The organism is Pseudomonas sp. NBRC 111127, assembly GCF_001320345.1.
In the GTDB taxonomy this organism is placed as follows: domain Bacteria; phylum Pseudomonadota; class Gammaproteobacteria; order Pseudomonadales; family Pseudomonadaceae; genus Aquipseudomonas; species Aquipseudomonas juntendi.
On sequence record NZ_BCBD01000081.1, the window covers coordinates 1 to 25,331 of the forward strand.

The 25,331-nt window shown below is 53.6% G+C and carries 24 protein-coding genes and 1 pseudogene; 13 read left to right on the forward strand and 12 right to left on the reverse strand.

The window, feature by feature from the left end:
* Positions 1–278 (reverse strand): DNA-binding protein (locus APH30_RS15785; protein WP_177333739.1); only part of this gene is annotated, 278 nt, incomplete at its 3' end.
* A 204-nt stretch (positions 279–482) separates the two neighbouring features.
* On the opposite strand from APH30_RS15785, the gene APH30_RS15790 reads away from it, so the two are divergent.
* The 4 genes from APH30_RS15790 (at position 483) to APH30_RS28775 (ending at position 6,232) form a co-directional block, all read left to right on the forward strand.
* Positions 483–1,424, forward strand: a complete 942-nt coding sequence (locus APH30_RS15790; protein WP_054913096.1) for a tyrosine-type recombinase/integrase — start codon at positions 483–485, stop codon at positions 1,422–1,424.
* Positions 1,425–1,549: 125 nt separating this feature from the next.
* Complete coding sequence (locus tag APH30_RS15795) at positions 1,550–1,897, forward strand: hypothetical protein (RefSeq protein WP_218186808.1); 348 nt, start codon at positions 1,550–1,552, stop codon at positions 1,895–1,897.
* A gap of 1,300 nt (positions 1,898–3,197) precedes the next feature.
* Positions 3,198–5,618 (forward strand): hypothetical protein, encoded by a 2,421-nt coding sequence (locus APH30_RS15800; RefSeq protein ID WP_054913079.1) that lies wholly within the window; start codon positions 3,198–3,200, stop codon positions 5,616–5,618.
* A gap of 128 nt (positions 5,619–5,746) precedes the next feature.
* Positions 5,747–6,232, forward strand: a complete 486-nt coding sequence (locus APH30_RS28775; protein WP_156326503.1) for a hypothetical protein — start codon at positions 5,747–5,749, stop codon at positions 6,230–6,232.
* 86 nt (positions 6,233–6,318) lie between these two features.
* On the opposite strand, the gene APH30_RS15805 is transcribed toward APH30_RS28775, so the two are convergent.
* Complete coding sequence (locus APH30_RS15805; protein ID WP_054913080.1) at positions 6,319–7,323, reverse strand: hypothetical protein; 1,005 nt, start codon at positions 7,321–7,323, stop codon at positions 6,319–6,321.
* A 1,312-nt stretch (positions 7,324–8,635) separates the two neighbouring features.
* Here APH30_RS15805 and APH30_RS15815 point away from each other — a divergent pair.
* The 6 genes and pseudogenes from APH30_RS15815 to APH30_RS15835 all read left to right on the forward strand — a co-directional run bounded on the left by APH30_RS15815 (position 8,636) and on the right by APH30_RS15835 (position 14,616).
* On the forward strand, positions 8,636–9,514 hold the full coding sequence (locus APH30_RS15815; protein ID WP_156326505.1) for a hypothetical protein: 879 nt from the start codon (positions 8,636–8,638) through the stop codon (positions 9,512–9,514).
* 23 nt (positions 9,515–9,537) lie between these two features.
* Positions 9,538–9,618: pseudogene (locus APH30_RS29580) on the forward strand (GNAT family N-acetyltransferase); the annotation flags it as partial.
* Positions 9,619–10,704: 1,086 nt separating this feature from the next.
* Entirely contained in the window at positions 10,705–11,070 is a 366-nt protein-coding gene (locus APH30_RS15820) for a histone-like nucleoid-structuring protein, MvaT/MvaU family (protein ID WP_054913083.1), read from the forward strand.
* A gap of 384 nt (positions 11,071–11,454) precedes the next feature.
* Entirely contained in the window at positions 11,455–12,321 is an 867-nt protein-coding gene (gene dapA, locus APH30_RS15825; protein ID WP_054913084.1) for a 4-hydroxy-tetrahydrodipicolinate synthase, read from the forward strand.
* Between the two features lie 197 nt (positions 12,322–12,518).
* The gene (locus APH30_RS15830) at positions 12,519–13,841 is read left to right on the forward strand and encodes an ImmA/IrrE family metallo-endopeptidase (protein ID WP_256222043.1); all 1,323 of its coding nucleotides are present in this window, start codon (positions 12,519–12,521) and stop codon (positions 13,839–13,841) included.
* 145 nt (positions 13,842–13,986) lie between these two features.
* A complete protein-coding gene (locus tag APH30_RS15835; protein WP_054913086.1) occupies positions 13,987–14,616 on the forward strand; it encodes a hypothetical protein in 630 nt (209 codons plus the stop codon).
* A gap of 51 nt (positions 14,617–14,667) precedes the next feature.
* Here APH30_RS15835 and APH30_RS28030 read toward each other — a convergent pair whose 3' ends face one another.
* The 4 genes from APH30_RS28030 to APH30_RS15850 all read right to left on the reverse strand — a co-directional run bounded on the left by APH30_RS28030 (position 14,668) and on the right by APH30_RS15850 (position 16,732).
* Positions 14,668–14,934, reverse strand: a complete 267-nt coding sequence (locus tag APH30_RS28030; protein WP_082416185.1) for an MbcA/ParS/Xre antitoxin family protein — start codon at positions 14,932–14,934, stop codon at positions 14,668–14,670.
* Positions 14,935–15,040: 106 nt separating this feature from the next.
* Positions 15,041–15,679 (reverse strand): HAD family hydrolase, encoded by a 639-nt coding sequence (locus tag APH30_RS15840; protein WP_054913087.1) that lies wholly within the window; start codon positions 15,677–15,679, stop codon positions 15,041–15,043.
* A 55-nt stretch (positions 15,680–15,734) separates the two neighbouring features.
* The gene (locus APH30_RS15845; RefSeq protein ID WP_054913088.1) at positions 15,735–16,232 is read right to left on the reverse strand and encodes a hypothetical protein; all 498 of its coding nucleotides are present in this window, start codon (positions 16,230–16,232) and stop codon (positions 15,735–15,737) included.
* A gap of 158 nt (positions 16,233–16,390) precedes the next feature.
* Entirely contained in the window at positions 16,391–16,732 is a 342-nt protein-coding gene (locus APH30_RS15850; protein WP_054913097.1) for a hypothetical protein, read from the reverse strand.
* 93 nt (positions 16,733–16,825) lie between these two features.
* On the opposite strand from APH30_RS15850, the gene tnpB reads away from it, so the two are divergent.
* Complete coding sequence (gene tnpB, locus APH30_RS15855) at positions 16,826–17,185, forward strand: IS66 family insertion sequence element accessory protein TnpB (protein WP_054913089.1); 360 nt, start codon at positions 16,826–16,828, stop codon at positions 17,183–17,185.
* An 18-nt stretch (positions 17,186–17,203) separates the two neighbouring features.
* The gene (locus tag APH30_RS15860) at positions 17,204–18,736 is read left to right on the forward strand and encodes an IS66 family transposase (protein WP_054913090.1); all 1,533 of its coding nucleotides are present in this window, start codon (positions 17,204–17,206) and stop codon (positions 18,734–18,736) included.
* A 41-nt stretch (positions 18,737–18,777) separates the two neighbouring features.
* Here the strand turns inward: APH30_RS15860 and APH30_RS15865 are convergent, their stop codons facing one another.
* On the reverse strand, positions 18,778–19,515 hold the full coding sequence (locus APH30_RS15865; protein WP_054913091.1) for a metallophosphoesterase family protein: 738 nt from the start codon (positions 19,513–19,515) through the stop codon (positions 18,778–18,780).
* 217 nt (positions 19,516–19,732) lie between these two features.
* On the opposite strand from APH30_RS15865, the gene APH30_RS15870 reads away from it, so the two are divergent.
* Entirely contained in the window at positions 19,733–20,230 is a 498-nt protein-coding gene (locus APH30_RS15870; RefSeq protein WP_256222044.1) for a helix-turn-helix domain-containing protein, read from the forward strand.
* A gap of 112 nt (positions 20,231–20,342) precedes the next feature.
* Here APH30_RS15870 and APH30_RS28780 read toward each other — a convergent pair whose 3' ends face one another.
* The 5 genes from APH30_RS28780 to APH30_RS15890 form a co-directional block, all read right to left on the reverse strand.
* Entirely contained in the window at positions 20,343–20,855 is a 513-nt protein-coding gene (locus APH30_RS28780; RefSeq protein ID WP_156326507.1) for a hypothetical protein, read from the reverse strand.
* Positions 20,856–20,859: 4 nt separating this feature from the next.
* Positions 20,860–21,924 (reverse strand): hypothetical protein, encoded by a 1,065-nt coding sequence (locus APH30_RS28785; RefSeq protein ID WP_156326509.1) that lies wholly within the window; start codon positions 21,922–21,924, stop codon positions 20,860–20,862.
* Entirely contained in the window at positions 21,884–22,744 is an 861-nt protein-coding gene (locus APH30_RS15880) for a hypothetical protein (RefSeq protein ID WP_054913094.1), read from the reverse strand. The genes APH30_RS28785 and APH30_RS15880 overlap by 41 nt, the downstream gene beginning before the upstream one ends.
* On the reverse strand, positions 22,744–23,580 hold the full coding sequence (locus APH30_RS15885) for a TniB family NTP-binding protein (RefSeq protein WP_082416187.1): 837 nt from the start codon (positions 23,578–23,580) through the stop codon (positions 22,744–22,746). Before APH30_RS15885 ends, APH30_RS15880 begins: the two co-directional genes overlap by 1 nt.
* A 482-nt stretch (positions 23,581–24,062) precedes the next feature.
* A partial coding sequence (locus APH30_RS15890) for a Mu transposase C-terminal domain-containing protein (protein ID WP_218186809.1) occupies positions 24,063–25,331 on the reverse strand: 1,269 nt, incomplete at its 5' end.

Here is a 25,331-nt window from a genome sequence, read left to right on the forward strand (position 1 = left end):
GAGGCCCGTTCATGCGCCAGCGCCTCGTTCCCCTCCTCCAGCAAGCGCTCCAGCATTTTGCCCACTAGTTCAGTCAGCTCATCACTTAGCCTGGAAGGAGAAGCTGATGGGCGAGCATCATGAGCTTCTATTTCCTTCAAATAGCGCTGAATTGTCGTCTTTGAGCCGGTATTTCCGAGTTCTATCCGAATCGCGTCAATGCTTGGATTCTGGCCTCGGGCAACCAGCGCTTCACGAGCTCTGCGCACAAGCGCCAGGTTAATACCGCCTCTAGCCATGATCCCTCCTACGATTTCGTACTGTTTTACGTGTCATGTAATTACGTGCCACTTTATCACGGTAGAAATCGCTTTATACGTAAAATTCTGGCAAGCCATAATCTAGAATTATGGCTTCCCATGGCTATGAGCGAGGGTAAAATGGCTTGAAACGCGGTACAAATGGCAAAAGCGGGCCACCGAAGGCTCGAAAGGGGGAGACGGGTGGTAGAGGCGGTCAACAAGGCAGAAAAGTACCTAGAGGCGAGCGTTCGCCAGAACACGTCGAAGAGCTATGCGGCCGCCCTCGCCCACTTCGAAGTGACCTGGGGCGGTTTCCTGCCCACCACAACCGAGTCAGTTGTGCGGTACATCGCCGAGTACGCCGACCAACTGGCCTTGAGCACGATCAAGCAGCGTTTGGCTGCACTCGCCAACTGGCATCAAAGTAATGGGTTCCCCGATCCAACCAAGGCACCGAAAGTGAGGCAATTGTTGAAGGGCATTCGGTTGCTCCATCCCGTGCAGCAGAAACAAGCTGCTCCTCTAGCATTGCTGCACCTTGAGAAGGCAATAGCGCACCTCGAAGACGAGGTTGCTCGCGCGAGGGCTGCCGGCAACATGGCCGCCCTTCTCAAGGCGACCCGCGACATCGCTTTGCTCACAATTGGTTTTTGGAGGGGATTCCGCGGGGATGAACTAGCCAGACTCACGATCGAAAATACGCATGCCGAGCGCTACGTCGGGATCAGGTTCTATCTGGGGTCGAGCAAAGGAGATCGGCAGAACATCGGCCGCGAGTACAGGACGCCATCGTTGAGCAAACTGTGTCCTGTCGAGGCGTACCTGAACTGGATCGAAGTCGCCGGCTTAACACACGGTGGTGTGTTCAGGGGCATTGATCGCTGGGGCAACGTCAGCGAACGCCCGCTTGCGGCGCACAGCTTGATCCCTCTCCTCCGCGACATTCTGGATCGGTGCGGCTTGCCTTCCGAAATCTACAGTGCTCACTCCATGAGGCGCGGCTTTGCCACGTGGGCGGCGAGCTCTGGCTGGGATATCAAAACGCTGATGGAGTACGTGGGCTGGAGCGATATGAAATCAGCGCTTCGCTATGTGGAGCCCGCTCAGCAGTTTGGTGGGCTCATTAGGAAGCTTGAAGGGTGATAAGGAGTGTGCAGCCACGGGTTTGCCCGCATGCCACTGCACGGTTCGCGTCGATCTGATGATTGCCTATAGGAGTTCGCGCACTGAAACTCGCGCCTGAAAAACGTAAAATTCTTCGAGAACTTTTGAAAGCTTACGATCAAAGGATGTGGTTTTTGGTTTCGTATGCTCAAGATGCTGAGCTACTTAAATATGACCCAGCTTATGCGACCACCAATGAAAGCATCCGGCAGCTTGGTGCCAAAGCCCTAAGAGAGCTTCAGGCTCAGGTATTGGCCAATGACGTTGAGATCCCCGCCTTTGCAAAAGCAATAGAGGTAGGCGAGTTGAACCTGAAGAAGATAATCGCCCACCAACCAAGGCGTGACGTCCGGTGGCACCTCAACAATGCGCGCCACGAAGTGCTGAGTGAAATGAGGAATGATTGGGTGAATGTACGGATTAACATCCAATACATCCATCCGGATGCATGACCAAGCATTTCCTGGCTGGCAGGCGAGATGGCCTGAGATGGTCAAGCCGCACCCTTCGCATGGGGGTGAGCCGGTGACAATTCTCTCCTTCACCGCGCTAAGCGAGGAGATTTTCCAATCTCGACCAGGCAACCCCAGAAGCGGCTGCCGTTGAACCTTTTAAGTAAATCTACTGTGTCGGCGCGGTTGGCCTGGTTGGCGCCGAGCTCTCAGTATCACCATCCAGCCTGAATTAACCCTTTTCGTATCAATGACTTAAAGTGTCCGCACTCCGTGACGATAACTCCATAGGATCATCACTCTTAGAGATTTTTTTATGGTAAGCAAATCTAGCCCCGGAGATCGCCTGGGCGAAATAGGGAGCAGGATCGCGGGCGCCTTCCAATGGGTCTGTAAGCAATTGGGCAGCAAATTGGTGCTTAGCATCCTCACATTGGTCGCAACAGCAGGGTCTACGGTGGCAGCTTTCTTCACTTGGCAGGCCGCACTAGCTGCCAACAGTGTATCTGCAGCGTCACAGGCTCTCGCCCAGAAGGTCTACAACGACCAGATTGTCATGGGCCGTCCCTCTATCTCAGTGTTGTCCGGGGAGACGATAATCTCCGGGGTTATAGTGGACGGTCGTCGAGAGGAACAGCCGGAGTTCACGGCCACTGTGGTTCTTAGAAACTCTGGGCAACTGGCTGCGCCTCGAGCATGGGTGGCACTAGCATCCGAGTCTTCGTTTGGGGAGCAAACTCCTGCAATACTAGTAAGCTTGCCCAAGGACATAGATGTCCCAGTGAGATTCAACCTCAATTCTGAACCCCGAACACTCCGTGGCGATAGCGCATGGTTTGCCGCGGTCATCTACGAGGATGAACGCCCTACGCTCATGACTGCCCCCGGCACGCCATCTACGCCGATGAAGATGAGCTTGGTGTGCTCACAACCTGCGGTATACAAGATAAATACTTGGCCTAAAGACCCTAGCCAAAACCTAGCGGTACGGGTGTTCTCCTCGGGCTCGCCGGTTGTAGCTAACCCAAATCCGCAGGATGCATTTGAGCGCTCCACGGCCTCGAGAATCAAGGCAACGAGCGACCGCGTGCTTCAATCCGCTCGTGCCGCGGGGGCCTGCAGCGAGGTATCGAGACATCTTTCCGTCAAGGAATGAGCCCGATGAGCTACATCCCTGGCAGGATCATCACTCCTTGCAGGTGAATCAGCCAAATCAAGATAATTCCTGACAGCCGTCAGCACTTTTACCTAGCGTGGCGCAGTGGCATCATTGGTAACCCCCCCTCAGGATGGTTATCACGTGCAAAAGCTTATGGAAGCGCGGATCAAGGGTGCCGAGCAGCTGAAGGATCCGGCACACGTGCGTTTTGCGATACTTGGGATTTTCCGCATTGCGATGCAGCACGCCTGCGTCACACTTGGTGAATGGGTCGCGCAGGCGCTGAGGGAAGACAGCTCTCGCCTGTCCCTGCTGACTCCTGTAGACCTTGGCGCTTTCAAGCAACCTGCTGATGGCACCTTGGTAAGCTTGCTATCGCAACTTGTCGTTGCAGCTGAGAACATTGGTTGGAAGTCTGTAGGTCGGCACTACTGGGAAAAGGCTGAGGTTTCGCCAGAACTTCGCCCCCTCGTAGGTTCTGCACGTGCGAACCTTGAAAATGTGCTCCACAAGTTCGTACAAAGTCGCAACGACGGCGGTGAGGGTCATGGTCTACCTGGTGGCTGGACGCCGGCGACTGATGTCGCTATTGCCAGATTGATGTTGAAGGGTATCGCCAACTTCCTCCCGATTATCGTCAAGGGCGACGACACGCTGTATTTCCCTACGCTCGGTGATCGCCCTCCGGCCCCGATCACTACGCTGCGTTTGAGTGACGGCAATCCTATCTGCTACCGAAATCTGCGCCGAGCATCAGCCGGCCGGCTGCAAGTGGACGCGCAAGTGCAGACAACACTGCTCTCCCGCGGCGAAACTACTTACGAGGTCGAAAACGTGCTGTTGGGTATCCCGCAGCCAACCACGCCCGAGTATCAGGTTTCCGAGCCCACTTGGTCTGACACGTGGCGCCCGTTCGTCCATATTCCCGAACGACTTGCCAGCGAAACAGTGTTTACCGGCCGTAGTACAGAGATCACCGCCCTGTGTGAATGGGCTGATGACGCTGACTCTCGAAAATGCATGGTTTGGGGGGACGGAGGCGTTGGTAAAACCACCATGGTCGTGGAGTTTCTACACCGCTGGCTTGAAGGTAAAACTGATATTCAATGGCGCCCCGAAATTATCACCTTCTACACGGCCAAAAAGACAAGATGGGGATTGAGCGGCCTCGAGCAGATCTCCGTCCAAGAGATCGGTGTTGCAGACGTGGTGCTGGATATCGCACGCATGCTAACCACCCCGAAGCTTGATCGATCGTGGTTCGAGAAAGACCCCAAAGAAGTTGTGCAGAAGCTTGGCACGCTCCAGTCGGAGCTTGAAATCACCCGTGACAACCACCTGATCATCCTTGACAACACAGAGACGATGGCGAACAACGACGCAGACGTCCGGGCACTCGCGACTCAGGTCAACGAGCTGTCCAGGAGGATTGGGCGCGTCATATTGACGTCGCGTCGACGTGAGCTGATCGAAGCCCTTCCCGTCCAAACCGAGAACTGGGACGACGACGAAGGCGCGGAGTTCCTGCGGAAGCGAGGCGCTACCCTCAGGTGTAATTCTATTGCACAGGCTGGAGTATCAACCCTTAAGCGCTACTCGAGGCAGTTGATCAGCAAGCCGATCGCGCTAGAGGTCTTCGTCCAAGCCGCTGCCAGTCAGAACAACGGTCTTGAGGCGGCGTTCCAGCGCGTGCAAAAGATGCAACGCCAAGATCTGGGTCAGTTCCTCTACGAGGACGCATGGGGGCGCCTGACATCTGATCTGCGTCGAGTTCTCCTGCTGATGAGCCGCTTGGGTGATAGCCATGACCAGTACCTCTTCCAGCTCTGCTGCCAGCGTGTGGGGGTAACGGTTGCGGCCGCAAGTGAAGCAATTGAGGAAAGCCGTGGTATTGGCAGCTTCTCGCGCATTGAGGGTGCATCTCAGATCACGCTGAGCCCAGAGTTTTACAACTACTGTGTCGAGCGGTACGAGATCACTGACGGCAAGCGTGAACCCACAGATGATGACGTGAACTGGGTCAAGCATCGCTACCAGCAATTCCTGACCAGCGCCGAAGCCAAGGTCAATGATCGTGCCCTACAGGCATTCCGCACGCCAGCTGCCCGGGCCGCCTGGAAAAGCTTTAACGAGGGTAATTATCCCGAAGCCTGCAATTACTACGAGACCGCAGTGCTAGAAGATGCCGAAAACGGCTGGTTGTTCGACCGTTACGCCTACACCCTGATGCGCACGCGCCAGCTGGATGCCGCGCTGGAGCAGTCGCGTAAGGCTACCCGCCTCCTCCCCGAAGAGGCTGATACCTACTTCACCCGGGGGATGATCGAAAGCCGGATTGGTGATATAGCGAACGCAGTGGAGCATCTCGACAAAGCTGAAGCGCTTGGTAAGTCCAAGCACCTATGCGAACTGCAAAAAGCATACGCGTACATCAATGCCGAGCCTCAAGATCTAATCGCTGCACAGGGATGCGTTGAGCGAGCGCTTCGTTTGGCACCAAAAGATCGCTTCTACAGTCGTTTCATGGAAGAGGTCACTCGCCTTCAACGCCGCGTGTATTGAAATGCATAACGAAAAGGCCTCCATAATGGAGGCCTTTGTTACAGCCCGAATTTCGCATTCTATGACTGGGTCGTGTCCGAGCTTTAAATCAAAGGCCAACAGAATTAATAACCAGATTGGAGGCGTGCATGAAAATCACTAGAATACCTTCGGAGCTTTCCTGGATGTTGAGAGTGCACGACCTCGATACTCGTGGGGAGTGTTATTTTAACTCGGGGTCACTTGTGATCCTCTCTGCCTTCGAAAACAAATTTTCGACTTGGCTGAATAACAACTCATGGCAGATTACATACATCCTTGGAATACTCACGCCTCCGCCTCAAGATGAAAAACTTGGGATAAGTTACGACACATCACCAGAGCCGCATGCCTGGATCGAGGCCAAGGATAAAGATGGTAATATTTATTGGTGGGATCCAGCACTGCAACAAAACTCGCGTGTGTGGGCTGCGCGCCACAGGGATTTCATGTATGACAAACGCCATGAAATGAATGCGGAGCAAATAAAATTGTGGTTTAGTGAGAATTATAAAGGAGCAGAGTTTACCGATTATGGCGTGCCGGAATGTGACTGCAGGTTCCCTAAAATTGATCTTGAGGGCAGAATTCTATAAAAACCGTTACTTTGAGTGTGCCGAGCAATACTAGTGAGGAAGCCCATAATCACTGGCGTTTGGTCTTAAGACCGTCTGCTCAGAGACTAATCGTTCCCGTAGTCTGGTTCGTACTCAATCTCTCGCTCATCCTGCTCTACGTACTCTTCATCGAAGCCTGCCGCCTTCATAGCCTCGGCACCCTCCAGGTGCAAATCACACGTTGGGCAGTAGAACTCGACGGGTGTGGAGTACCGCTCAACCGTTTCGCACCCACTTTCATGATCCTGCTCGATCACTTCCTCGTGGATGCGATCCCCCCCTAGGAAGGATTTGCTTTCACATGCAGGGCACGGGACGTCCCAGTGACTATCCAAGTGGTATCTGAAGGCCCCTCGATACGTCCACCACTCCAAGCTCTGGGAATGCTCTCGCAGTTCCTTGATCTCTTTAGGAGAGCGCTTTTTCGGCTTCTGCTGTGATGAACCAGGCACCTCATCAGGTTTTTCAAAGGTTGCTCGGGCGTTTGCGATGCTTTGTTTGGCTGCCTGCACCTTGATCGTGTGGAAGTCCTTGGCAAGGGCTGCAGGGATTTTTGACTCACTGCCCACCCAATCCTCCAACTCCAGTCCCATGGATGCGAGGATGAGTTCTGAGGTTGTCCAGAACTCCCCCTCCCAGTCGCTATCCACGACGCCGGCGTATGCTGCTTGGCCCGAATGAAGTTCGGCATTTCTACGTGAAGAGATCAATTCGCATGACTTTGCATGCGGTGTGCCGAATTTTGCCACTGTGTGCTTCAGTCGTGCGAAAACCACGTGAGCACCAATGGTCTTCACCTTGGTGTCAGTTTCGACACCGCAAGCCTCCAAAAGGCTATTTGGATTGTCGGTTTCCACGACCAGGCAAGGATGAATCGCCGCAAGCTGAGCTTTACCCAGGAGTTCCAGGGCCAGAGCTGCCCAGATCTGATAGACCTCCGAATCCTTCGAGGCCTTAGCCTGCAACGCTCGCAAGGCGTAAAGCCGAGACTTCCCTAGCAGCGCCTCCGCCGAGATTGCTGATGGCACTTCCTTGCGCGGCTTTTTTACGTCACTTCCTGTGTTAGCCATGGTTGCCCCACTCCATTACACTGACCCTAAGGAGTTTCCGCTCAGTGCTTCCCTGTGCAGCTCCGCGGCGATGTAGAAAACGCCAGTTATCAAGCAGCAAGAATTTCCCGGCCTGCCAAGTGATTGCCTGTTCGTCTGCGGGCTCAAAGAGATCGATCGCGCGCACGATTTCCTGTGCGCCGGCATCCACTGGCGTCATGCAGCCAGGGTCGAACCTGTAGTAACGGTCAGAACTTCCTCGAGCCGCAGCGTAAAAGCTGTTTCCGCCATTGGTAACCCTGAAAACCGATGACCGAGCGCCATCTACATTCAATGGATCGAATGTACTCCCCTCGCAGAAGAGCGTTTGAGCAGTGCAAGGGGCGGCCTCCAAGCAACCCATAACGATGTACCGTGGCGGCGTACTCCAGTGGGCCCCGTCGGTATGCCATGGGAATGGGCTCAACCCATAGCGGACGCTGAGAGAGCGCCGGTTCGCAGATTGCCTATCAGTAGGAATCAGCACATCGACCAAAGGCCCCCGGCGTCGCGTTGCCTTGGGTTGTCCAAGGAGACAGGCAGTGTCGAGCGCAGCTTGCTGGATTACGGCGGCGCCATCATCCGGCAATTGAAAGGTCGCCCATCCGTTTGAGCTCAAAGCTGATAGGGCATTCTTGATTAGATGTGGCATTCGGCATTCTTGCGCAGCTGAGCTAACAACGGGGCCAATGAGCTTGATTCCCCTCCGTCGAGTCAGCGTAGTAGAAGCTGCATGGTCTAGCGCCCCAAATGCATAGGGGTATTCGCGGCAATCTGACACTACCCAGTCATCGACCCCTTAGGTAACGACTAGCTGCCTGTCACCTTCGCCTAGTTAGAGCGTTGAAAAAGGGACTTGGTGAGACGCTGATGCCGCACACCCGTAAAGAGCTCAATACCACTCGCGTCAGATCCTCGTTTTCTTCAACGCCAAGGTGCTGAACAAACCAGAGGTGATGATCAGTCAGCTTGCTAGCTAGGTGGATGTGGAGTCCAACACCATCACTGACCTCGCGACCATTGAAGTGATCGGCGCCCAGCTACGTGCGCTTGCTGCCATGGCTCGAGAATAATAAACCCGGGCTACCCAACCGAATTTTCCCCACGCAACTTACGGGCGCCTGACCGACCGATCGAGCGATGCCTGAGCATCTGTTAGGATTGATCACGGCGACGCCAACCTCGACTTGGCGGCACTGAGCAAGAATGCGGTGCGGCGAGGCGGAATAGACTGAGTCCCTTGCTGCTTGAGAAAACGTCTCGCCCGCCCCCATTCAGTAAAGGTGACCTCGAATTGAATACGAAGCCCTCCGCAGATTCCTACAGCCTCCAAAAGATCTTCAAAGAAGAAACGGAACAGTATGAATGGTCATCTCTGTTCGACTTCTCAAGGCTTACGGCTACCGATGCCGTCATCACCGAAAGGCCGGATGGGGACGACAGCTTTTCAACAACGCTTTGGAACTATTGTTTTCCACCCATAGCCTCGACCTCCCGGTGGCATTACACAAAACTCTCAACACTGCGAAGCATTGCCCAAACCAGGTCAATTCGATTGCATGCCATAGAGAAGCGCATGGGTGAAGGTGAACTCACTTCATTCGCAGGCCAGTTCGGACTCCTCGGCTACCTCACCCCTAAATCTGACGGTAGACGCGTGATTGATGACCTTGCGCGGGATCTGTTTTACCTGTCGCTGGCCTCAGGGGACGAGCCGGGCCCGCTCTGGTCGTTTGGAGAGGTGCGACTGCGACTGTTGATCGAGCCCGTCCTGCAGCGTGCGGAAATTCGACAAATCAGGTATAGCGAGATCGAAGTAAGTCATCCATTTCGGGTGTTCAAAAAGATTGCGTCCGATCGGTTTGATCGCTTTTTCACACCGAAGGGGGTGTCGCGCATTGGAGCGTTCGCCTTACCTCTTTACTTTGATGAAGAAGCTGAAGTACGGTTATTGGTCAAGAAATTTGGCGATGAGGACACTACAGAAGTGAACATCAGTGGCCAAGATCGGTACATTTGCGTACCGCTCGACAAGGAACACGATCGCGTGAAGATAAAATTGCTGGAGGTTCAGTGCAGCGATCCCACTGCCCATTCTGAGGTCGCTCAAATAGTGGCTTCGATGGCCGACCTGGGTGTGCAATTGACCGAATACACTGAACATCAACGCTAGCGGTATCTAGGAGCCGCGTAGTTATAGCCGCCCTGCGTGAGTCAAATTCACAGGACTATCTGCCTGATGTGATCGCTCAGGTTGAGCAGAGCTTTTCTCCTGAACGCGGCCGCACAACTGAGTGATGGCAACTCTCCTCGAGCACCTCAGATCAGCTACCTACCTGGAAACAGGTAACTGCACTATAGAGAAAGCCCCCGAGAGGGGCTTTAGCTAACTGCCGGGGCGTCGTGGTACTCGGCGAGCCCGGATGCCATCTCTAGGGAGTCAATGATGTCAGCTCTCGTTTGGAGAATTTTGTATCCCTTGGACGTGCTCGTGATGATGACATCAGCGTCTCTTAGCTATGCAACGCCACTCGACATCACCCGCTGCTTAGAGAGATCGCCCAAGCACCTCTAGCCCGAATGCGCAAGGATGTCGACAAACGGGATGTAATCCTTGGTCACGAGCTCACTCTGGAATTTTAGGTAATCCAGAATGCTGAGCTGCAGACGCTCGTCCTTTTCCTGCTCTCGGACGACCTGATGTGCGTCCTAGAACGGCTTGTGCTCTCGACGCAACTGGATCGAAATCATCTTGGCGCAGCCCGTTAGAGCGAAGACCACAGCGTTCAAGCTATCGAACCGTAATCGATAAACATAAAGGCAGCTTATCGGCTTTCAGGCACAGGTTGAAATTTGATTAGCGAATGGGAGTATTTCTCTCAAAAATAGTGGGTTACTAAAACCAATTTTGCAGCGTGCCAAAGCAAGTAGTTAAGGAAGCCTGTTGTGGCAACCCTAATGTAACAGCTGTCAGCATCGTACAACGGATAGACGCTAAAGTAGCGATAGCAAGGGCCGCAAGCGTTGCCGGATCGCTGGAAAAATAGCACCATCACTGAGAAGAGCACGCAGCCTGGTGCCATATCGACAAATCTTCACCCCGTCATTGCAACTATACCGTCAAACTTAGGGCATGGTGATCTCGGGAAAGTTTGCTTAGTATTCAGTACCCCTATGATTAGGCACGACCAACTCCGTTGTCCGGAGTTAATCAGATAAAGCTTTCTACCAAAAAATCACCCAATTACCGCAACCCTTCTGAGCGGGCGCCATGGCAGGGGCGAAGTTTTATTTATAACTTGACAAACACGCAGCAACGAACAAGTATTCAGGCGTGTCTTTCATTTTATTTCAAGGATCACCATGTCCCGTCTTGCCGAATTTCGTGCGCTTGAACAGAAGCTTGCCCAGCAGCTTGCAGAGCTCGAGAGCCTGAAAAATGATGATAGGCTGAAGCGCGAGATCGAGTTCGAGCAAAAGCTTCGCGGCCTTCTTGGTGAGTACGGCTACAGCTTGCGCAACGTCATCGACATCCTCGACCCTCAAGCGGCCACTCGCCGTGCTCCAGCAACCGCTGAGAGCAAAGGGGTTCGCAAGCCTCGCCAGGTCAAGCAATACAAGAACCCGCACACTGGTGAAGTCATCGAAACCAAAGGCGGCAATCACAAGCAGTTGAAAGAGTGGAAAGCCGAACACGGTGCCGACGTTGTTGAAGGCTGGTTGGCCTAAGTAATATCGCAAGAGCCCTGCTGAACGTTGCCGAGCCATTCTGTGGCTCGGTTTACTATGGCCGTCCGCAATGCGCCTCGACCACGCCAATGCAAATCGCTTGTTGACTAATCGCCGTTGCCTTGCGCACTATCCGACTGCACCTCCTGGCAACGGATCAATCATGATTCTATCTACCGACCACATGCAGACTGCCATGGGCCTCTTCGCCCAAGCATGCGCATGCGTGTCCGTTGCCAAGAAATCCAAGAAACAGCCGCTCATTTGACCGGGGCGCTGTCCCGTCAGATGAGCTGACAGGACAGATAGCGCTAGGTCTCCTCCCCGCTTGATTCCCTTCCCCTCCTCTGACGTCGACTAATCGGTCTGCTTGAGGAGTAATGCATGTCTAATTTCCGCGGTATCTGGGTTGCACTGGTCACACCTTTTCGTTCAGGGCAGGTCGACTTCGACGCCCTTCAAGGCTTGGCTAAAAAGCTCCTCGCTGAAGGTGTGAGAGGCCTCGTGGTATGCGGTACTACGGGTGAAGCAGCAGCCATGAGCAAAGATGAACAGCTCGAGACACTTGATGCAGTGCTGAAAGTCGCCCAGCCTGGCCAAGTGATCATGGGACTCTCAGGCAACAACCTGCAGGAAGTTCTGGCGTTTCAGCAGAAAATCCAGCGCCGCGACATCGCCGGCGTCCTTGTCCCACCACCCTACTACATCCGCCCCTCACAGCAAGGCATTGAGTCCTTCTTCCAGGCCGTAGCTGACGCATCATCGGTGCCAGTGGTGATCTATGACATTCCGTATCGGACTGGCGTGAGAATCGAGCGCGAGACGCTACGACGGATCGTGCGTCACTCAAACATTGCCGCAGTGAAAGACTGCACTGGAGATATCGAAACGACGATGGCGCTGATCGAGGATGGCCACGCCCAGGTGCTCACCGGCGAGGATATCCAGATTTTCACGAATCTTGCCCTAGGAGGCGCCGGCGCCATTTCTGCGTCAGCTCACATCCATGCCGATCTCTACGTACAACTGGTGCGCGACATGGACGAAGGAAACGTCGGTTCAGCTCGCTCCGTCTTCTATCAGCTTCTGCCCTGGATTCAGTCGGCTTTTGCGGAGCCGAACCCCGCCGTAGTTAAGGCAGCGCTCCATGTTCAAGGACTCATTGCCAATGAGCTTCGTGAGCCTATGCTGCCCTGCAGCGCGCCGACCACCGAGCGACTCCGGTCTCTCATCCCGCCCATAACGCCGTGATCGAACCCTGGCGGTGGCTTTTGCCGAGCCGCCGCTAGCCATCCGTGTTTCCCATCTTGGACTTGCATGCTGAAGCTGAAGGGCCTCAGGCATGCAAGGGTTGGATGCATCATGGCTTTTAGCTATTGTGCACAAGCTAATGCGTAGTAGCAGGCCTGCAAAACGGAATGACGTCCCCAGAAACGGAAAGTCCAAAATTGAGCACCTATGCCAAGGGAGAGCTCTTTGAGCAGAAGGTGTTCGATTACCTGTCAGGCGAGCTCGCTGCTGGCAGACTTCTCCTCATCCCTGAGTTCAGCACAATCCATCGCAAGAAGAAGTACTTCTCCCGAGACCGAGAAAGCTTCATTGTGTTCGACATTGCCATCGAGGTGCGCCTGCCGGACAGGGACACCCCTTCGGTGATCGTGTTGATCGAATGCAAAAATTACGATGGCACCATCCCGGTCGACGACGTTGAAGAGTTCAGCGCCAAAATCGACCAAGTCGCCAGTCATAACGGCAAAGGCATTTTTGTCTCATCCAGCGCTTTCCAAGCAAGTGCACTGAACTTCGCCAGGAATAAAGGCATGGGGGTAGTTCGTTATCTGGACGAGGGAAATTTCAAATGGGAGCTATCGCGTTCATTGCTTATGGGGGCTTTGACAGCCTCTGAGCGCAGGAGCGCCAGAATCCGCCACGCGCTGATTGAACCATCGTACGAGCCGGCAGTGCATAGCACCTATGCCGCGACCCCACTGGGCTTCACGAACTCGTGGGAGGGGATTATCCAAGGGACACTGTCCGATCCTGACGGCCAAGGTGAAAGATTTAAGAACCTGACACTCCCCCGGCCGACCTCTAGGCAACGGGTCGCTTTCCTGTCCGCACCCCAGATCGAAGACACAACGCAGGAATTGCTGCAAAGCATCGGGTACACCAGTGGACGAGTGAACCTGGGCAGAATCGCTGATCAAGAGCGAACGCGCAGCGGCTTGGAAGTTGTCTTCAGCGCAACATCCAAATCTGCCCTTGGTGGCATCTCGTTCAACCCACCGCAGATCCAAGTCTTTGCCGACGACAAGCATGAGCACATGGCAAGGTTCACCTTGGCTCATGAGCTGGGGCATTTCTATCTGGATCACGGTCGCTACCTGCAACGCGAGCTACTCCAGGCCCAGGATCTCGACTCCCACCAGACCACCCGTATGCCTAGCGGAGATGTGGAGCGCCTTGAATGGCAAGCTAACGCCTTCGCCGCCTACCTGCTCATGCCTGAGCAGGAATTCCTAAAACGGCTTGCGCGGCTTGCCGTAATTCACAACATTCGCAACCGCGGACACGGATTCCTCTATCTCGATAGTCAGCCCGTCAACTGTCAGCTCGTCCACTATGTGTCGCACGACTTGAGCGAACACTTCAATGTGTCCATGACCGCCGTACGTTTGCGCTTGAAGAGCCTAGGTCTTCTCGTGGACGCCACCTCAATGAACGGGCGAGTGCCCTCCATCAACCAGATTGTCAGCAGAAGACGCAGGTGATAGTCTCGCCGCGCAAGGTGCTCGGTAGGCGCCTGCAGTCCACGCCGCGTAGCTTAGGCACTATCGTGACAGTTGAAACACCCCGACCTGAATGTCATCAGGTTGCCTTGTAGTGGACGCCAGGCACGTATGCAGGAGCTGCACAATGCAAGTTACCTACAGCCACATCAAGCAAGTCAAACGTGTCGCGAAAACACTGAAAGACACGTACCCCTCCCTCAAGCTCGGTCAGCGTCAAGACAAGGCTGCCATCCAAGAGCTGGGCGTCAGGAACTACCATGAAGCGACCCGCCTGTATGACCAATGGCTCATGCTTCACGTCCATACCTCCCCTGATTCCGATAGCGTGAGCAAATGCTCGTTCTGCGAGTTCAGCTTCGCGGCTGACCTCAAAGAAGATCGCGAAGCCCACCGAGAGGTTCATGAGCGCTTCCATGAGGCGAGCGAAGCTTTGAGCTACAGCCCTGCCCACTATGCTCAACGCGAGATCATGAAGCGTAAAGGCCATGAGCAAGCGCTCTCCGCAGAGCCCCTTGAAGCACGGCTGGAGGGCGTGTTGTTGCTGCTGCGCGGATGGTTTGATCGCTCGCTGTCGAAGGCGATTCACAGGGACTATTGGCGTAAGCACCCCTCGTTCGACCTCTATGTGTCCATGATCCAAGACACCCTCTCCAGCAACTACGCTGAACTAAAAGGTGTCCTCAAATCCCGCTATGGATACAAACCAGGCGAAATCGCTGCGGGTGACAGTAACTGGTATCCGAAGGCTCGCTAATTAGTGAGCTAGGCCTCATCTTATCGATGAGGCTTTTTAGATTTACATTAGTCAGATACAGATTCCGTGATCAAGGCGCATGAGCCATTTATAGATTACTGAATACCCTGACGGGGTGGACAGTAGGAAGCATGGGGCTTGATCGCAAAATTCTACTTTTGGAGTTTTCATCCAATCAGCACTGAGCGTGGAGTTACCAAAGACCTGGTTTGCAACCCAACATATCTGCTGGTACCGAGCAATGAAACTGCGATGATCAAGACTCCAGCAACTGATCACTTCAGTGTTGCATGGCGCTACGATCTCAAGCATGCTCATGCTTATACCTCGGGATGAGTAAGGCCCATACTATTCCGGTTGAATCTCTTCACTCGCTTGTTTCGTTACTCGTTCGCCATTAAAAAGGGCACGTGCAAAAGGTGGATCAGGACGAACCCTGTGCGACGATTGCCTTGGCGAACTCAAGCAGGTTCTGAAACCGCCCCGCCCCTGAGCGATCCAGATGTATACCCATAATTCCGCAAGCGCGCGGCCCCTGTTCGTCACATTTCTTTGAGTCACCCACCATGAAGACCCGTCCATGTTTCGGATCGATTACGTTCCCGGGTTCAATACCAAGCATTGAACAAACACTTCGGTAAATGATTGGATCAGGCTTCATCACGCCGCACTCTGCGCTAAGAGCATAGGCATCAAGGCCCGGAAGCAAGCGCCGTACCGCTTTGCAGTAAGGCCCTGCCAGATTGGAACATACACCAATTCTAACGCCCGATGCTCTGAGTAGCTCAATCGCGGCCCAGGCGTCACCGAACACCTGGATCGACTGCAGCTCGAGCTCAAGAGCATCTTTCAGTACAGCCAGATCTCCAGAGCCCAGGTGGATTCCAAGGGCCTCCGCGGCTTCGTGGAGCTCAGCGTCATGGGTCATGATCCATTCAAGGTCGTTCGAGGATGCCGCGCGGCCTTGCCTTGCACCTAGGCGCAGTAGCTGCCGGTACGGATTCTGACGATTCCGAATCTCGACAAGTGTGCCGAACACGTCAAATATCACAGTTGCGATCATCAACGCTTCCTAGAAGATTTGAGAATAGATCATAGCCGATATTAAGATTCTGCGACTAGCGCACGATAACGCCATGCTGAGCCAAATCACTAACCAGCGTCTTACGACGCAACATACGCGGAATTTTGAAGACAGCCCTATAACTGTAGAAAAGCGCCATTGGAATAAACAGTAGACCGAGACCATAGGTAGCAGTCGCAATAATAACCCCTGCAGGAACCGCGGCCACAGCCATCATAACTCCTTTCAAAACGCTAGACCTTGTCACCAGCTTCATATGATCAAGATCATACTCCACTTTCCCATCCGGCTTCCCGACTGCAACTAAAACGATAGACTTCTTGGTCAGGTGCTTGAAATACCAAATTCGCGGACTATCAGTCATCATGGCGCCATGGCGTTTGAGGTAGTTGAGCATCACAACCTCTTGGAAGTGAAACGTAGTTCCTAGGTCATCTTCGCAGCGAACCGTGTCATAAAGCGTATCAAGATCGGCACTAGCTTTGACATTAAAGTTCTTGACAATCAGCGTTTGTTTCTTGAGTTCGGACATGCATCTTCCTTAGGCGCACTAATCTACTAAGCGGCAGCTAAATCACCCTAGCGGCCACAAAATTGAGGCGAGCGAAACCCGTGATTCGAATCAATCGTATGAATCGCCCACCCTGGTTGAGCAAGGGAGGTCAAGTTAAACGCGGTTACCCTTTATCCTTAAGCGAGCGTGGTACTGGTCGGCTGTGTGCCCATCTCGCTTGTAATCACGAAGTGATCGTTCCCGCTAACACTACGCATGAGCTTGAACCCAGCCCTCTCCTCTACAAGCTGCAAAGGGGGTGTAGCAACGGTCATTCCATTCGCGTTGACGCCAGATAGATCGCTAAAGACCGTGGCTGCATATCGCTGGCCAACGCGCCCATCCTGGGACAAGTACGCATCAACGATGACGCCCCAGTCCTCGCGCTGTGCCCGAACGACTTCCAAGGGCACATCCGTCTTCAGGAACGTGCCTTCTCGGAGTTCAAGAAAATTCAGGGCTTTCGCAGAATCCGACATCAAATTTCGTAAGCGCTCCATGAACCCCACATTCAAAGCGCTTACCTGATCCCCGATGCTGTGCTCCCGATTTCTTTCTGGAGTTCGCCGACCATGATGCGACCCGACGCCAAAGTCGAAAAAGTGTACCTCTACCCCAAGCCCGTCGACTTCCGAAAGTCCATCGATGGCCTGGCTGCGCTGGTCGAACTCGATATCAAAGTGGCGGTGTTCGACCCGGTGCTTTTCGTCTTTCTCAACAAGCCGCGCAACCGCGTGAAGATCTTGTACTGGGAACGCAACGGCTTCTGCCTCTGGCTCAAACGCCTGGACTCCGAACGGTTCAAAACCTCACCCGATCCGACTGACGTGGCCATCGTACTGACCGTTCAGGAACTGAACTGGCTACTCGACGGCTTCGACCTCTGGCGCAACCGTCCGCATCAGGTTTTGACGCCTCGTTACGTCGCCTGATTCGGTATAATCCGCGGCATGATTTCCATGCCCGAAGACCTCCCTGACGATCCTGTTCTGCTCAAGCAACTGCTTGAGCAGATGATCAACGAGCGCGCGTCCGACAAGGGCAAGATCGTTCATCTCGAAGAGGAAGTTGCGCTGTTGCGCCAGCGCCTGTTCGGGCGCAAGACCGAGCAGACAAGCGATGCGGCGACGCCACAGTTGCCGCTCTTCGACGAAGCGGAAAGCCTGGCAGAACCCTTGGATGAGGCTGGCGATGAAGAAGTCGTTGCACCGACCAAGCGCCGTGGTAAACGCAAACCACTGCCGGCTGATTTGCCGCGTATCGAGGTTGTCCACGAACTGCCCGAGCATGAGCTGACGAGCGCTTGTGGCTGCCGCAAACATGCCATCGGTGAAGAGGTCAGCGAACAGCTTGAAATCGTCCCGATGCAGATTCGCGTCATCAAACATGTTCGCAAGGTGTATGGCTGCCGCAACTGCGAGTCAGCGCCCGTAACGGCGGACAAGCCTGCCCAGGTGATCGAGAAGAGCTTGGCTAGCCCGAGTGTGCTGGCCATGCTGCTCACCACCAAATACGTAGACAGCTTGCCGCTTCATCGCTTCGAAAAAGTGTTGGGGCGCCACGGTATCGATATCTCGCGCCAAACCTTGGCACGCTGGGTGATTCAATGCAGCGAGCACTTCCAACCGCTGCTGAATCTGATGCGCGAAAGCCTGTTGAGCAGTCGGATCATCCACTGTGACGAAACACGTGTGCAGGTGTTGAAAGAGCCGGGTCGTGAGCCCAGCAGCCAATCCTGGATGTGGGTACAAACCGGCGGCCCACCTGATCGCCCGGTGATCCTTTTCGACTACGCCACCAGCCGAGCGCAGGAGGTGCCGACGCGCCTGTTGGATGGCTATCGCGGCTATGTCATGACCGACGACTACGCCGGTTACAACGCGCTGGCCGCGCAGGACGGTGTGGAGCGATTGGGCTGTTGGGCGCACGCACGCCGCAAGTTCGTCGAAGCGCAGAAAGTGCAGCCCAGGGGTAAAACCGGGCGCGCAGACATCGCCCTGAATTTGATCAACAAGCTGTATGGCATCGAGCGCGACCTTAAGGACGGCAGCGATGAAGATCGTAAGGCTGCCCGCATGGAGCGCAGCCTGCCATTGCTGGCTCAACTGCAAAGCTGGGTAGAGAAAACGCAACCTCAGGTCACGATGCAGAATGCCTTGGGCAAGGCCATCGGCTACTTGGCCAGCAACTGGAGCAAGTTGGAACGCTACGTCGAGCACGGCTGCTTACCGATCGACAACAACGCAGCCGAGCGAGCGATCCGCCCGTTTGTCATCGGCAGAAAGAACTGGTTGTTCAGTGACACGCCCAAAGGTGCCACTGCCAGCGCACAACTTTACAGCTTGGTAGAAACGGCCAAAGCCAACGGCCAAGAACCCTATGCGTGGCTGCGCCACGCACTGGAACGCTTGCCGCATGCGGCCTCAGTGGAAGACTACGAAGCGCTGCTGCCGTGGAATTGCACACCTCAAATACATAGCTGAGTGCTCTGCCCATCGTTGGTTAGGTGGGGTTCATGGAGCGCTTACCAAATTTCAATCTCAAAGAATGGGTCAAAACCGGTGCTCTCCCCAGGGTAGCCACCGGGGTTCGACACTACCCTGCAGCCCGTCAACTCAACATCTGTAGCATCATGCGTGTGACCAAACACCCACACATTGGCCTTTTCGATCAGGTGCGGCCAGTCGTTCGCGTACGCAGCAATCAGATGCCCCTCATGCTTCTCATCGATCAAAATGGGGGAAGGTGCATGGTGGGTCACCACCACTGTTTTGCCTTCAAATGGTCGAGCAAGCTCTTGCGTGAGCCATTTCTTGGCAATGTGATTACGGCTGGCCAAGTCATCCGGCCTCAACCGTCTGTAGCTCAAATCGGCCCTGATGTACTTGAAGTCATTCATGCATTCCCTGGCAGCCCTGCTAGCCGCGAGCGGATCGCCTGTTGAGGTGAAGTCAGTCCAAGCAGTACTGCCAAGAATTCTCACATCACCGAGCGTCAGGGTTTCGTTCTCCAACACGTGGACATGGCCGGCCGCGGCGTCCTTCATTTTTCGCAGAGTCCGATCGATGTGGCCATCGTAGTACTCGTGGTTCCCTACGACGTACGCGACTTGGCAGGCAAAGGTCTCGTTCGCCCAATGGACGCCTCTGGCCTTTTTGTTGATGTCGCCCGCGAGGATTACCAGATCAACCCCAGCATCAAGGGGCGGCGGGTCGAAACGGCGGAACTCGGCGTGGAGGTCTGAGTAGATTCTGATTCTCAAAATGCTGACCTTGAGGGTTTAGCTATAAATTGATGCAGACCGGGTTACAGAGCGCACGCGTGCCTGAACTACCGGTTAATGGAGCGGAAGCATCCCACCCTTCACTACCTCGAACATAACAGCGCACCAAGCGTGCCGGATAGTTCATTTCACAGCACTATATTGCATGGAGTCGAACCGCGCAATATGGCTTTATCCTCGGCTTTGGGTGTTCCAAATGTCGTTGAGAGAACCGCTGGCCGCCGTCTTGAGGCTGACACGCACCGCCCGGCATCTGTCCCAGGAAGACTTTCATGGCCGGGTCGAGGCGCGTCATATGAACAATATCGAGCGCGCGAAGAGCAGCCCTACCCTGTCCTCGCTCGAGGACATCGCCATTGCATTGGACGTTGATCTTGTAGCGCTCGTGGCCGTGGCCAGCGCTCATGTCCGAAGCCAGACCCCAAAAGAATTTTTGAAAGACTTGGCCGGCGAGATCACCAAGCTTGAGAAGCTAGGTGTCCTGGGCAAGCTCGACGGCGAGTTCACCGACGGCAAGCTTCAATCAGTGCACGGTCGCATTCGACTAGGCGCTGCCAATCGAGCGGCGGTGCTCCAGTGCAAGGCTGAAGGAAGGACGCAGAAAGAGACCGCGCAGCTTCTGGGACTCGCAAAGTCGACAGTGAGCAAGCTGTGGAAGACGCCAGAAGCAGTTTATGTCAATAAGGGCGCTTGACCCCATGCTATGGTACGGGTCACCTTGTGAACCCCTTATAGGGATTAGCAGGTGAGCACAGCCAAAATACAAGCACGCAAACTGGTGATAGCACATGTCAGAACGCTCGGGCTCAGACGTCAGAGAAGGTGACAACACCGGAGTCAACGGCACTATTGAAGCGACCTACTACACGATCTAACATCCGGACAAGCTGGCTTGAATTAATTACTTGGAAACTATCAAGCTCGCTGAGCATTGAATAATCCCAATCATAAAAAAGATGCGCTATAAGCATACCAGCCTTTGACCAGTCGAACGTATTAGGTCTAGGATATTTGTATGTTTCAAGAGACAACTGGTATCTATCAACCTCAAATTTTCGCCTCGCCAAAGGTATGTCCCCTGACGCACTCCTGTACAATTTTTTGGCTGCTGTTGGCCGAGCCATTTTTTCCTGAAACGCCAGCTGTGCAAGGTAGTGCAGTTTGCAAGGTGGCAAGCCATAGCTAAAGCTGTACGAAATGATCATACCAGTCGCGCTGTCGATCAAGAAACAGACTGGCGTGAGAGCGTAGTTGTTAGCGTGCACCGTACGGATGCGCAAACTAGAAACCCAGTAAAGGGGTAAGAGATATTTATACACGCTATTACTCCCACCCTTTCAAAGAAGATACGCCCAACAAATCAGTGCTGTACACCTGCAGCATCGTACGAACGCCCTGCGACAAGTCAAGTCGTCGCCACAATGAAGATCCCGAGGTGCTCAAATATAAGTCATGATCTGGCCGAGCATCCGTGGCCTGCTCGTCGGTAATCCACCCCAATAACAGGCCTATGAGGTAAAAAGCCCGAGCGCGGGCGATCGCCGTGACGCGCAATGGCAACTGATGAAACAGGGCAATTCCATTTGTATTATCAAATTCACTACTCGACTGAACCCCGAATTTCAGCACTGACGTGTAATTACCCATGACCTCGGCCCTCAGTGAAAGGCGAAGAAGCGTCAACAGAAAGTTTTCAGCGCTACGCTGTACTGCCTGATCGTGACAACCTTTCATTAATTTATATGCGCGTTCAACGACCATCCTGCCAAGTAGCTGCACTGCACTGTCCTTCTCGAGCCATTTCGTTTCGCGCTCCAGCTCATGACCACGAGCGCTGTCGTACTCGAAAACATCCATCGCAAAATCCACTGAGTCATGCAGAAAATTTCCAGCGCTACGCAGTACACAGCCATGCACCTGACAAAACGGCTTCAATAAGTATCGCCAGCTTTTGAGATACACTGGAAAACCCGTTGCCGTCACCGATTCCTCCATGCAAGTAAGGCAGTAATCTGATCTAAAGCAGATCGGTATGATTTGAGCCTCAGAGGGACGGAATGTGGATTCGATCCACTCCATCGAGATCTCATAGCATTCTGCAAAGGCCTTGACCCCTGGTAGACTGAAGTCAAAATCATAGTCTTTACCTCTGCCTCCTAGCGCTTCGATGTAGGGTGCGCGTAGCGCTGAGCTTCCCCACGCGTCGGATGGCATACCCCAAAACGCTCGCACTTCAGGCTCAGGCTGGACTTCACGCACTCTGTACATCCAGGATGAAAGCGTTTCATCAGGATAAGGCTCAGGATAAAGTTTAGAATAAGGGTTAGGAGAAGGCCCCGGGTAGATCTCAGGTGTAGAGAAACTGGAGGACATAATTTTCGTACTCATTTAAATCATTCGTCGTGCTGAGCGCCGCCACTGCGCCTTGCTGGTGAAGGAAGCGCTCAACTAGTTTTAGCCTGAGTGACCTATTGACGTCCTGAATGTCTAAGCCAAATTTTGGCTCTGGCACTCTAAGGCTTTCTGCAGTAAGGCTGAGCGAGTACTCATAATTCAACCTCCCCCATAATCGATTCACGAACTCATGGTATTCTTCATCTGTCAGTCGCTGCCTAAATGTGTAGCGGCGCCAACCAAGCCGAAAGTACCTGTCGAACCTTTTCTGCAGTAGAGCACTGCGCGTTGAAATTACAAACTTGAGATCTCGAATTTCTTCTGAGAGAAGACGAATAACACCGAAAACTGTATCATAGTCATCAATGTCACTCGCCAAGACATCTAGATCATCGACCAAAATCATTTTTTGAGATGAGAGCGTCAAAGTCCGTACCAAATTTGGCGCCAGCACCCTTTTTTTGGGATGGTACTTACGTCTGACATGGAATGCATCGGACAAATGATCCAAAAATTCTGATCCGCCAATGTACATATCACCCTGCAGTAGCTGAGTGCTACTGGGGTGGCGCTGATGCAGCGTTCTGAATAATGTCGTGATGCCGCATCCTGAAACACCATCCAGCAGCATCACGCTTGACTCTGTATTTGTTTCTGTATTTGCCTCTGCATTTGATTGAGGGGGTAGGTTTCTGGGCCAGATGGATTGCTCTAAAGTGTTCATCATGACCAGCTGTTCCGTTGAAAAATACGGGAGGACGAAATCGTCCTCCAATACTTCTAGAGCTAGAGCTTTAGCTTGAGAGGGCGTCATTACGCGCAGTCCTTCTCCATACTCACGTCGTGCAGGCCCTGCAAACTCGTTCCCAATTCCATCGCCATGATGGCTTCCACGTCACGGACATGCTTGAGCGTGATGCGTTCGGTACCGTCTGCGATTGCAGCCCAAGCCGATGCCTGCAGAATCTTGACGATGTTGTCGGTGATCCCCAGCGACTTCTCGACAATGGCCAAGCAGAGTTCCTGGTCACGAAAGTCCGTCGGCTTTTTCAGGGGCAGCCGGTGGATATAGCTGAACACGAAGTTCCGAACATCTTGGCCATTCGACCAAGTCTCCAAGTCGTGAACTGCATAACGACGCGCGAGTTGCGGATCCTCCCTTAAGAAGCGGGCGGCGTCAGGCACACCAAAGGCGAATACCGAAAGGCCATAAGTGGAACCGGAAAGGTTCTTCAACAGCGACAGGTTGACCTTTCGCTGGAAAGGCGAGAGTGTAAGCGCATCATGCACCTCATCAATGACAATGGCTTTGATGTTCTGGCTTTTGATGAGATGCTGGAGATCCGGACTGATCCTACGGGACTGGCGGGCTCTGCGGCTCGTGTCCAACCCCATCTCGGCAAGTATCAGCTCCTTCAGACCCATGTTGTCCGCGTTTTGGTGCATCGTCACGGTGACAATTCGGTTCACAGAAGTGATATTCCTGCGTCCAAGCTCCTCGATCATGCTCGTCTTTCCGACGCCCCCCTTACCCAAACACAGCAAGCAGGGGGCAACAACCTTCCTTGGCATGGACATGATCATGTCCATCTTTTTGAACAATCGCTCGGCGGAGGGGTGCGGAACGAAAAAATCTTTCAGGCAGGACATAGCCCGATCATGATCGCTCAGTTCAAACAGTTGGTGGCAGCTGCAGTGCACATGAGAAAGATCCATAATTTATCTCCACATATAATATATAAGACGTATTGAGGATAAAAAGACACACTAAAGCCTCAGCTATATCTTTGAGCTGAAGTTTTGGTCGTGCCGATTAGTTAACAGGCTTGTTATTGTGGCGTTTTGTAGCGCCTTGGCAGATGCGTTGCTTAAATGCTGGCTGATTTTTATTCTGTATCCAACCAACAGCATTATCTGCGCAAGCAGGCCGAATGGTGATAACCACGATCTTAAGCACCCTGCTTGCAGATGTATAAGTTGGAAAGTAACTATTGTGGTTTCTTTACCTCACTCTTGTTTATTGGATCTGTGATTTCGAGCCTGATGTTGAATTCAGGGACTGGGTTTGGGGTGAGTCTTGGCTGGATCTAAGTCTGAGGCGAGTCTCAGTCGCTCATAAGGTCAGGCCAGCTTCAGTAGAGAGTCGGTGGCGCATCAAAGTCGATCTGCTCTGCCGTGCCGCTCCTCGAAAAGCCCTGCCAGGAACGCTCCGCGGCCTTTCGTTCTCCCCCGACAGCTCGAAGTGCCGCACGCCCTTTCCGAACTTTTGAAACCTCGGGTTTAGGAGTTGTGGCGTTTTCGGGCTTTCTGGGGGATGCGATGCTGGCGGGCTTGGCAGTTGCAGCATTGTCAAGGAAGGTATCCAAGTGTTCCGTTTGATCCGTAAGCTCAGGTTCGGCTTGCGTGTTGACTTGAGACCTGGAATTAAGCGACTCGGTATAATTCCGCTGATCGCGTTTGCCCGCCGCTTTGGCAGCTTGGCGCTTACTTTGAGCCGTCCGCCGGTACTCTTCTTGGACGATTGCATTGCCCAAAGCAAGAGAAGCGGTAGCATCAGCAGAGTAGGTGCCATCCCGCTCACCCTTCTCCTGCCGCTCAACCCTGTACAGGGCATAGTCGTGGCTACGCCGCATTTGATTTCTGTACTCTGGTACACTTACGTAGGTACCATCTCCTTCAAGATCTACGAATATCTTCGAAAGATCATTTGGGTCGTACTTAACTACCAGCTCTTCTCGCACTTTGTTCTGCAGGCACGGTGCATAGTAGAATCGCCCGTGCATTTCGATCCCACCTGCGCGGATGAGCTTCGGCCGTTCTGGGTAAAGTGCGTACCGAAATCCTTCATGCAAAGACTCGTCGATCTGACGAGGCTGTGAATGCTTCCCAAAATGCTCATCCCATTTTTGGGAGGGAAACATCTTTATGGCCGGATGCTTGCGATTGTTATACGCATGAATGGCGCAGACGAAGAACTTCCTAAGTGCAGTAATAGAGATGGATGCCCTAGCCACGCTGTCCTCATCACCTCGCTGCTGTGTATTTGAATAGGTTGTCCCCCTCAAGAAATGGATATGAGATCGCATCATCGTACCTATCAAGCGCTCGATGTGCCCTCCCTGATGTTTTTTACCGACGTCACGGTGTTCAACTCTCACACCGAAACGTTTTAGCCTGGCCTTCAGCACCTCTGAGCGAAACTCAGCCGCATTATCCGCGTGTATGACCTCGGGCACGCCGTGCATAGGCCAGACGCTTGCGTCCAGCCCAAGACTGGCGAGCATGGCCGTTTTGGGAAGGACGCAGTTCTCGATCAACATCGCTACCGTTACAGAATTGGGCGGAAGTAAGCTCAGGTAAAACCCAACAATAGCCCTCGTATGTATACAGATAGCAAAGCT

Coding starts and splice junctions, on each gene's coding strand:
- APH30_RS28775 (WP_156326503.1), top strand. CDS start 5,747: ATGAAAATCACTAGAATACCTTCGGAGCTTTCCTGGATGTTGAGAGTG.
- APH30_RS15805 (WP_054913080.1), bottom strand. CDS start 7,323: ATGGCTAACACAGGAAGTGACGTAAAAAAGCCGCGCAAGGAAGTGCCA.
- APH30_RS15820 (WP_054913083.1), top strand. CDS start 10,705: ATGTCCCGTCTTGCCGAATTTCGTGCGCTTGAACAGAAGCTTGCCCAG.
- dapA (WP_054913084.1), top strand. CDS start 11,455: ATGTCTAATTTCCGCGGTATCTGGGTTGCACTGGTCACACCTTTTCGT.
- APH30_RS15835 (WP_054913086.1), top strand. CDS start 13,987: ATGCAAGTTACCTACAGCCACATCAAGCAAGTCAAACGTGTCGCGAAA.
- APH30_RS28030 (WP_082416185.1), bottom strand. CDS start 14,934: ATGAGCATGCTTGAGATCGTAGCGCCATGCAACACTGAAGTGATCAGT.
- APH30_RS15840 (WP_054913087.1), bottom strand. CDS start 15,679: ATGATCGCAACTGTGATATTTGACGTGTTCGGCACACTTGTCGAGATT.
- APH30_RS15845 (WP_054913088.1), bottom strand. CDS start 16,232: ATGTCCGAACTCAAGAAACAAACGCTGATTGTCAAGAACTTTAATGTC.
- APH30_RS15850 (WP_054913097.1), bottom strand. CDS start 16,732: ATGTCGGATTCTGCGAAAGCCCTGAATTTTCTTGAACTCCGAGAAGGC.
- tnpB (WP_054913089.1), top strand. CDS start 16,826: ATGATGCGACCCGACGCCAAAGTCGAAAAAGTGTACCTCTACCCCAAG.
- APH30_RS15860 (WP_054913090.1), top strand. CDS start 17,204: ATGATTTCCATGCCCGAAGACCTCCCTGACGATCCTGTTCTGCTCAAG.
- APH30_RS15870 (WP_256222044.1), top strand. CDS start 19,733: ATGTCGTTGAGAGAACCGCTGGCCGCCGTCTTGAGGCTGACACGCACC.
- APH30_RS28785 (WP_156326509.1), bottom strand. CDS start 21,924: ATGAGTACGAAAATTATGTCCTCCAGTTTCTCTACACCTGAGATCTAC.
- APH30_RS15880 (WP_054913094.1), bottom strand. CDS start 22,744: ATGACGCCCTCTCAAGCTAAAGCTCTAGCTCTAGAAGTATTGGAGGAC.
- APH30_RS15885 (WP_082416187.1), bottom strand. CDS start 23,580: ATGTCCTGCCTGAAAGATTTTTTCGTTCCGCACCCCTCCGCCGAGCGA.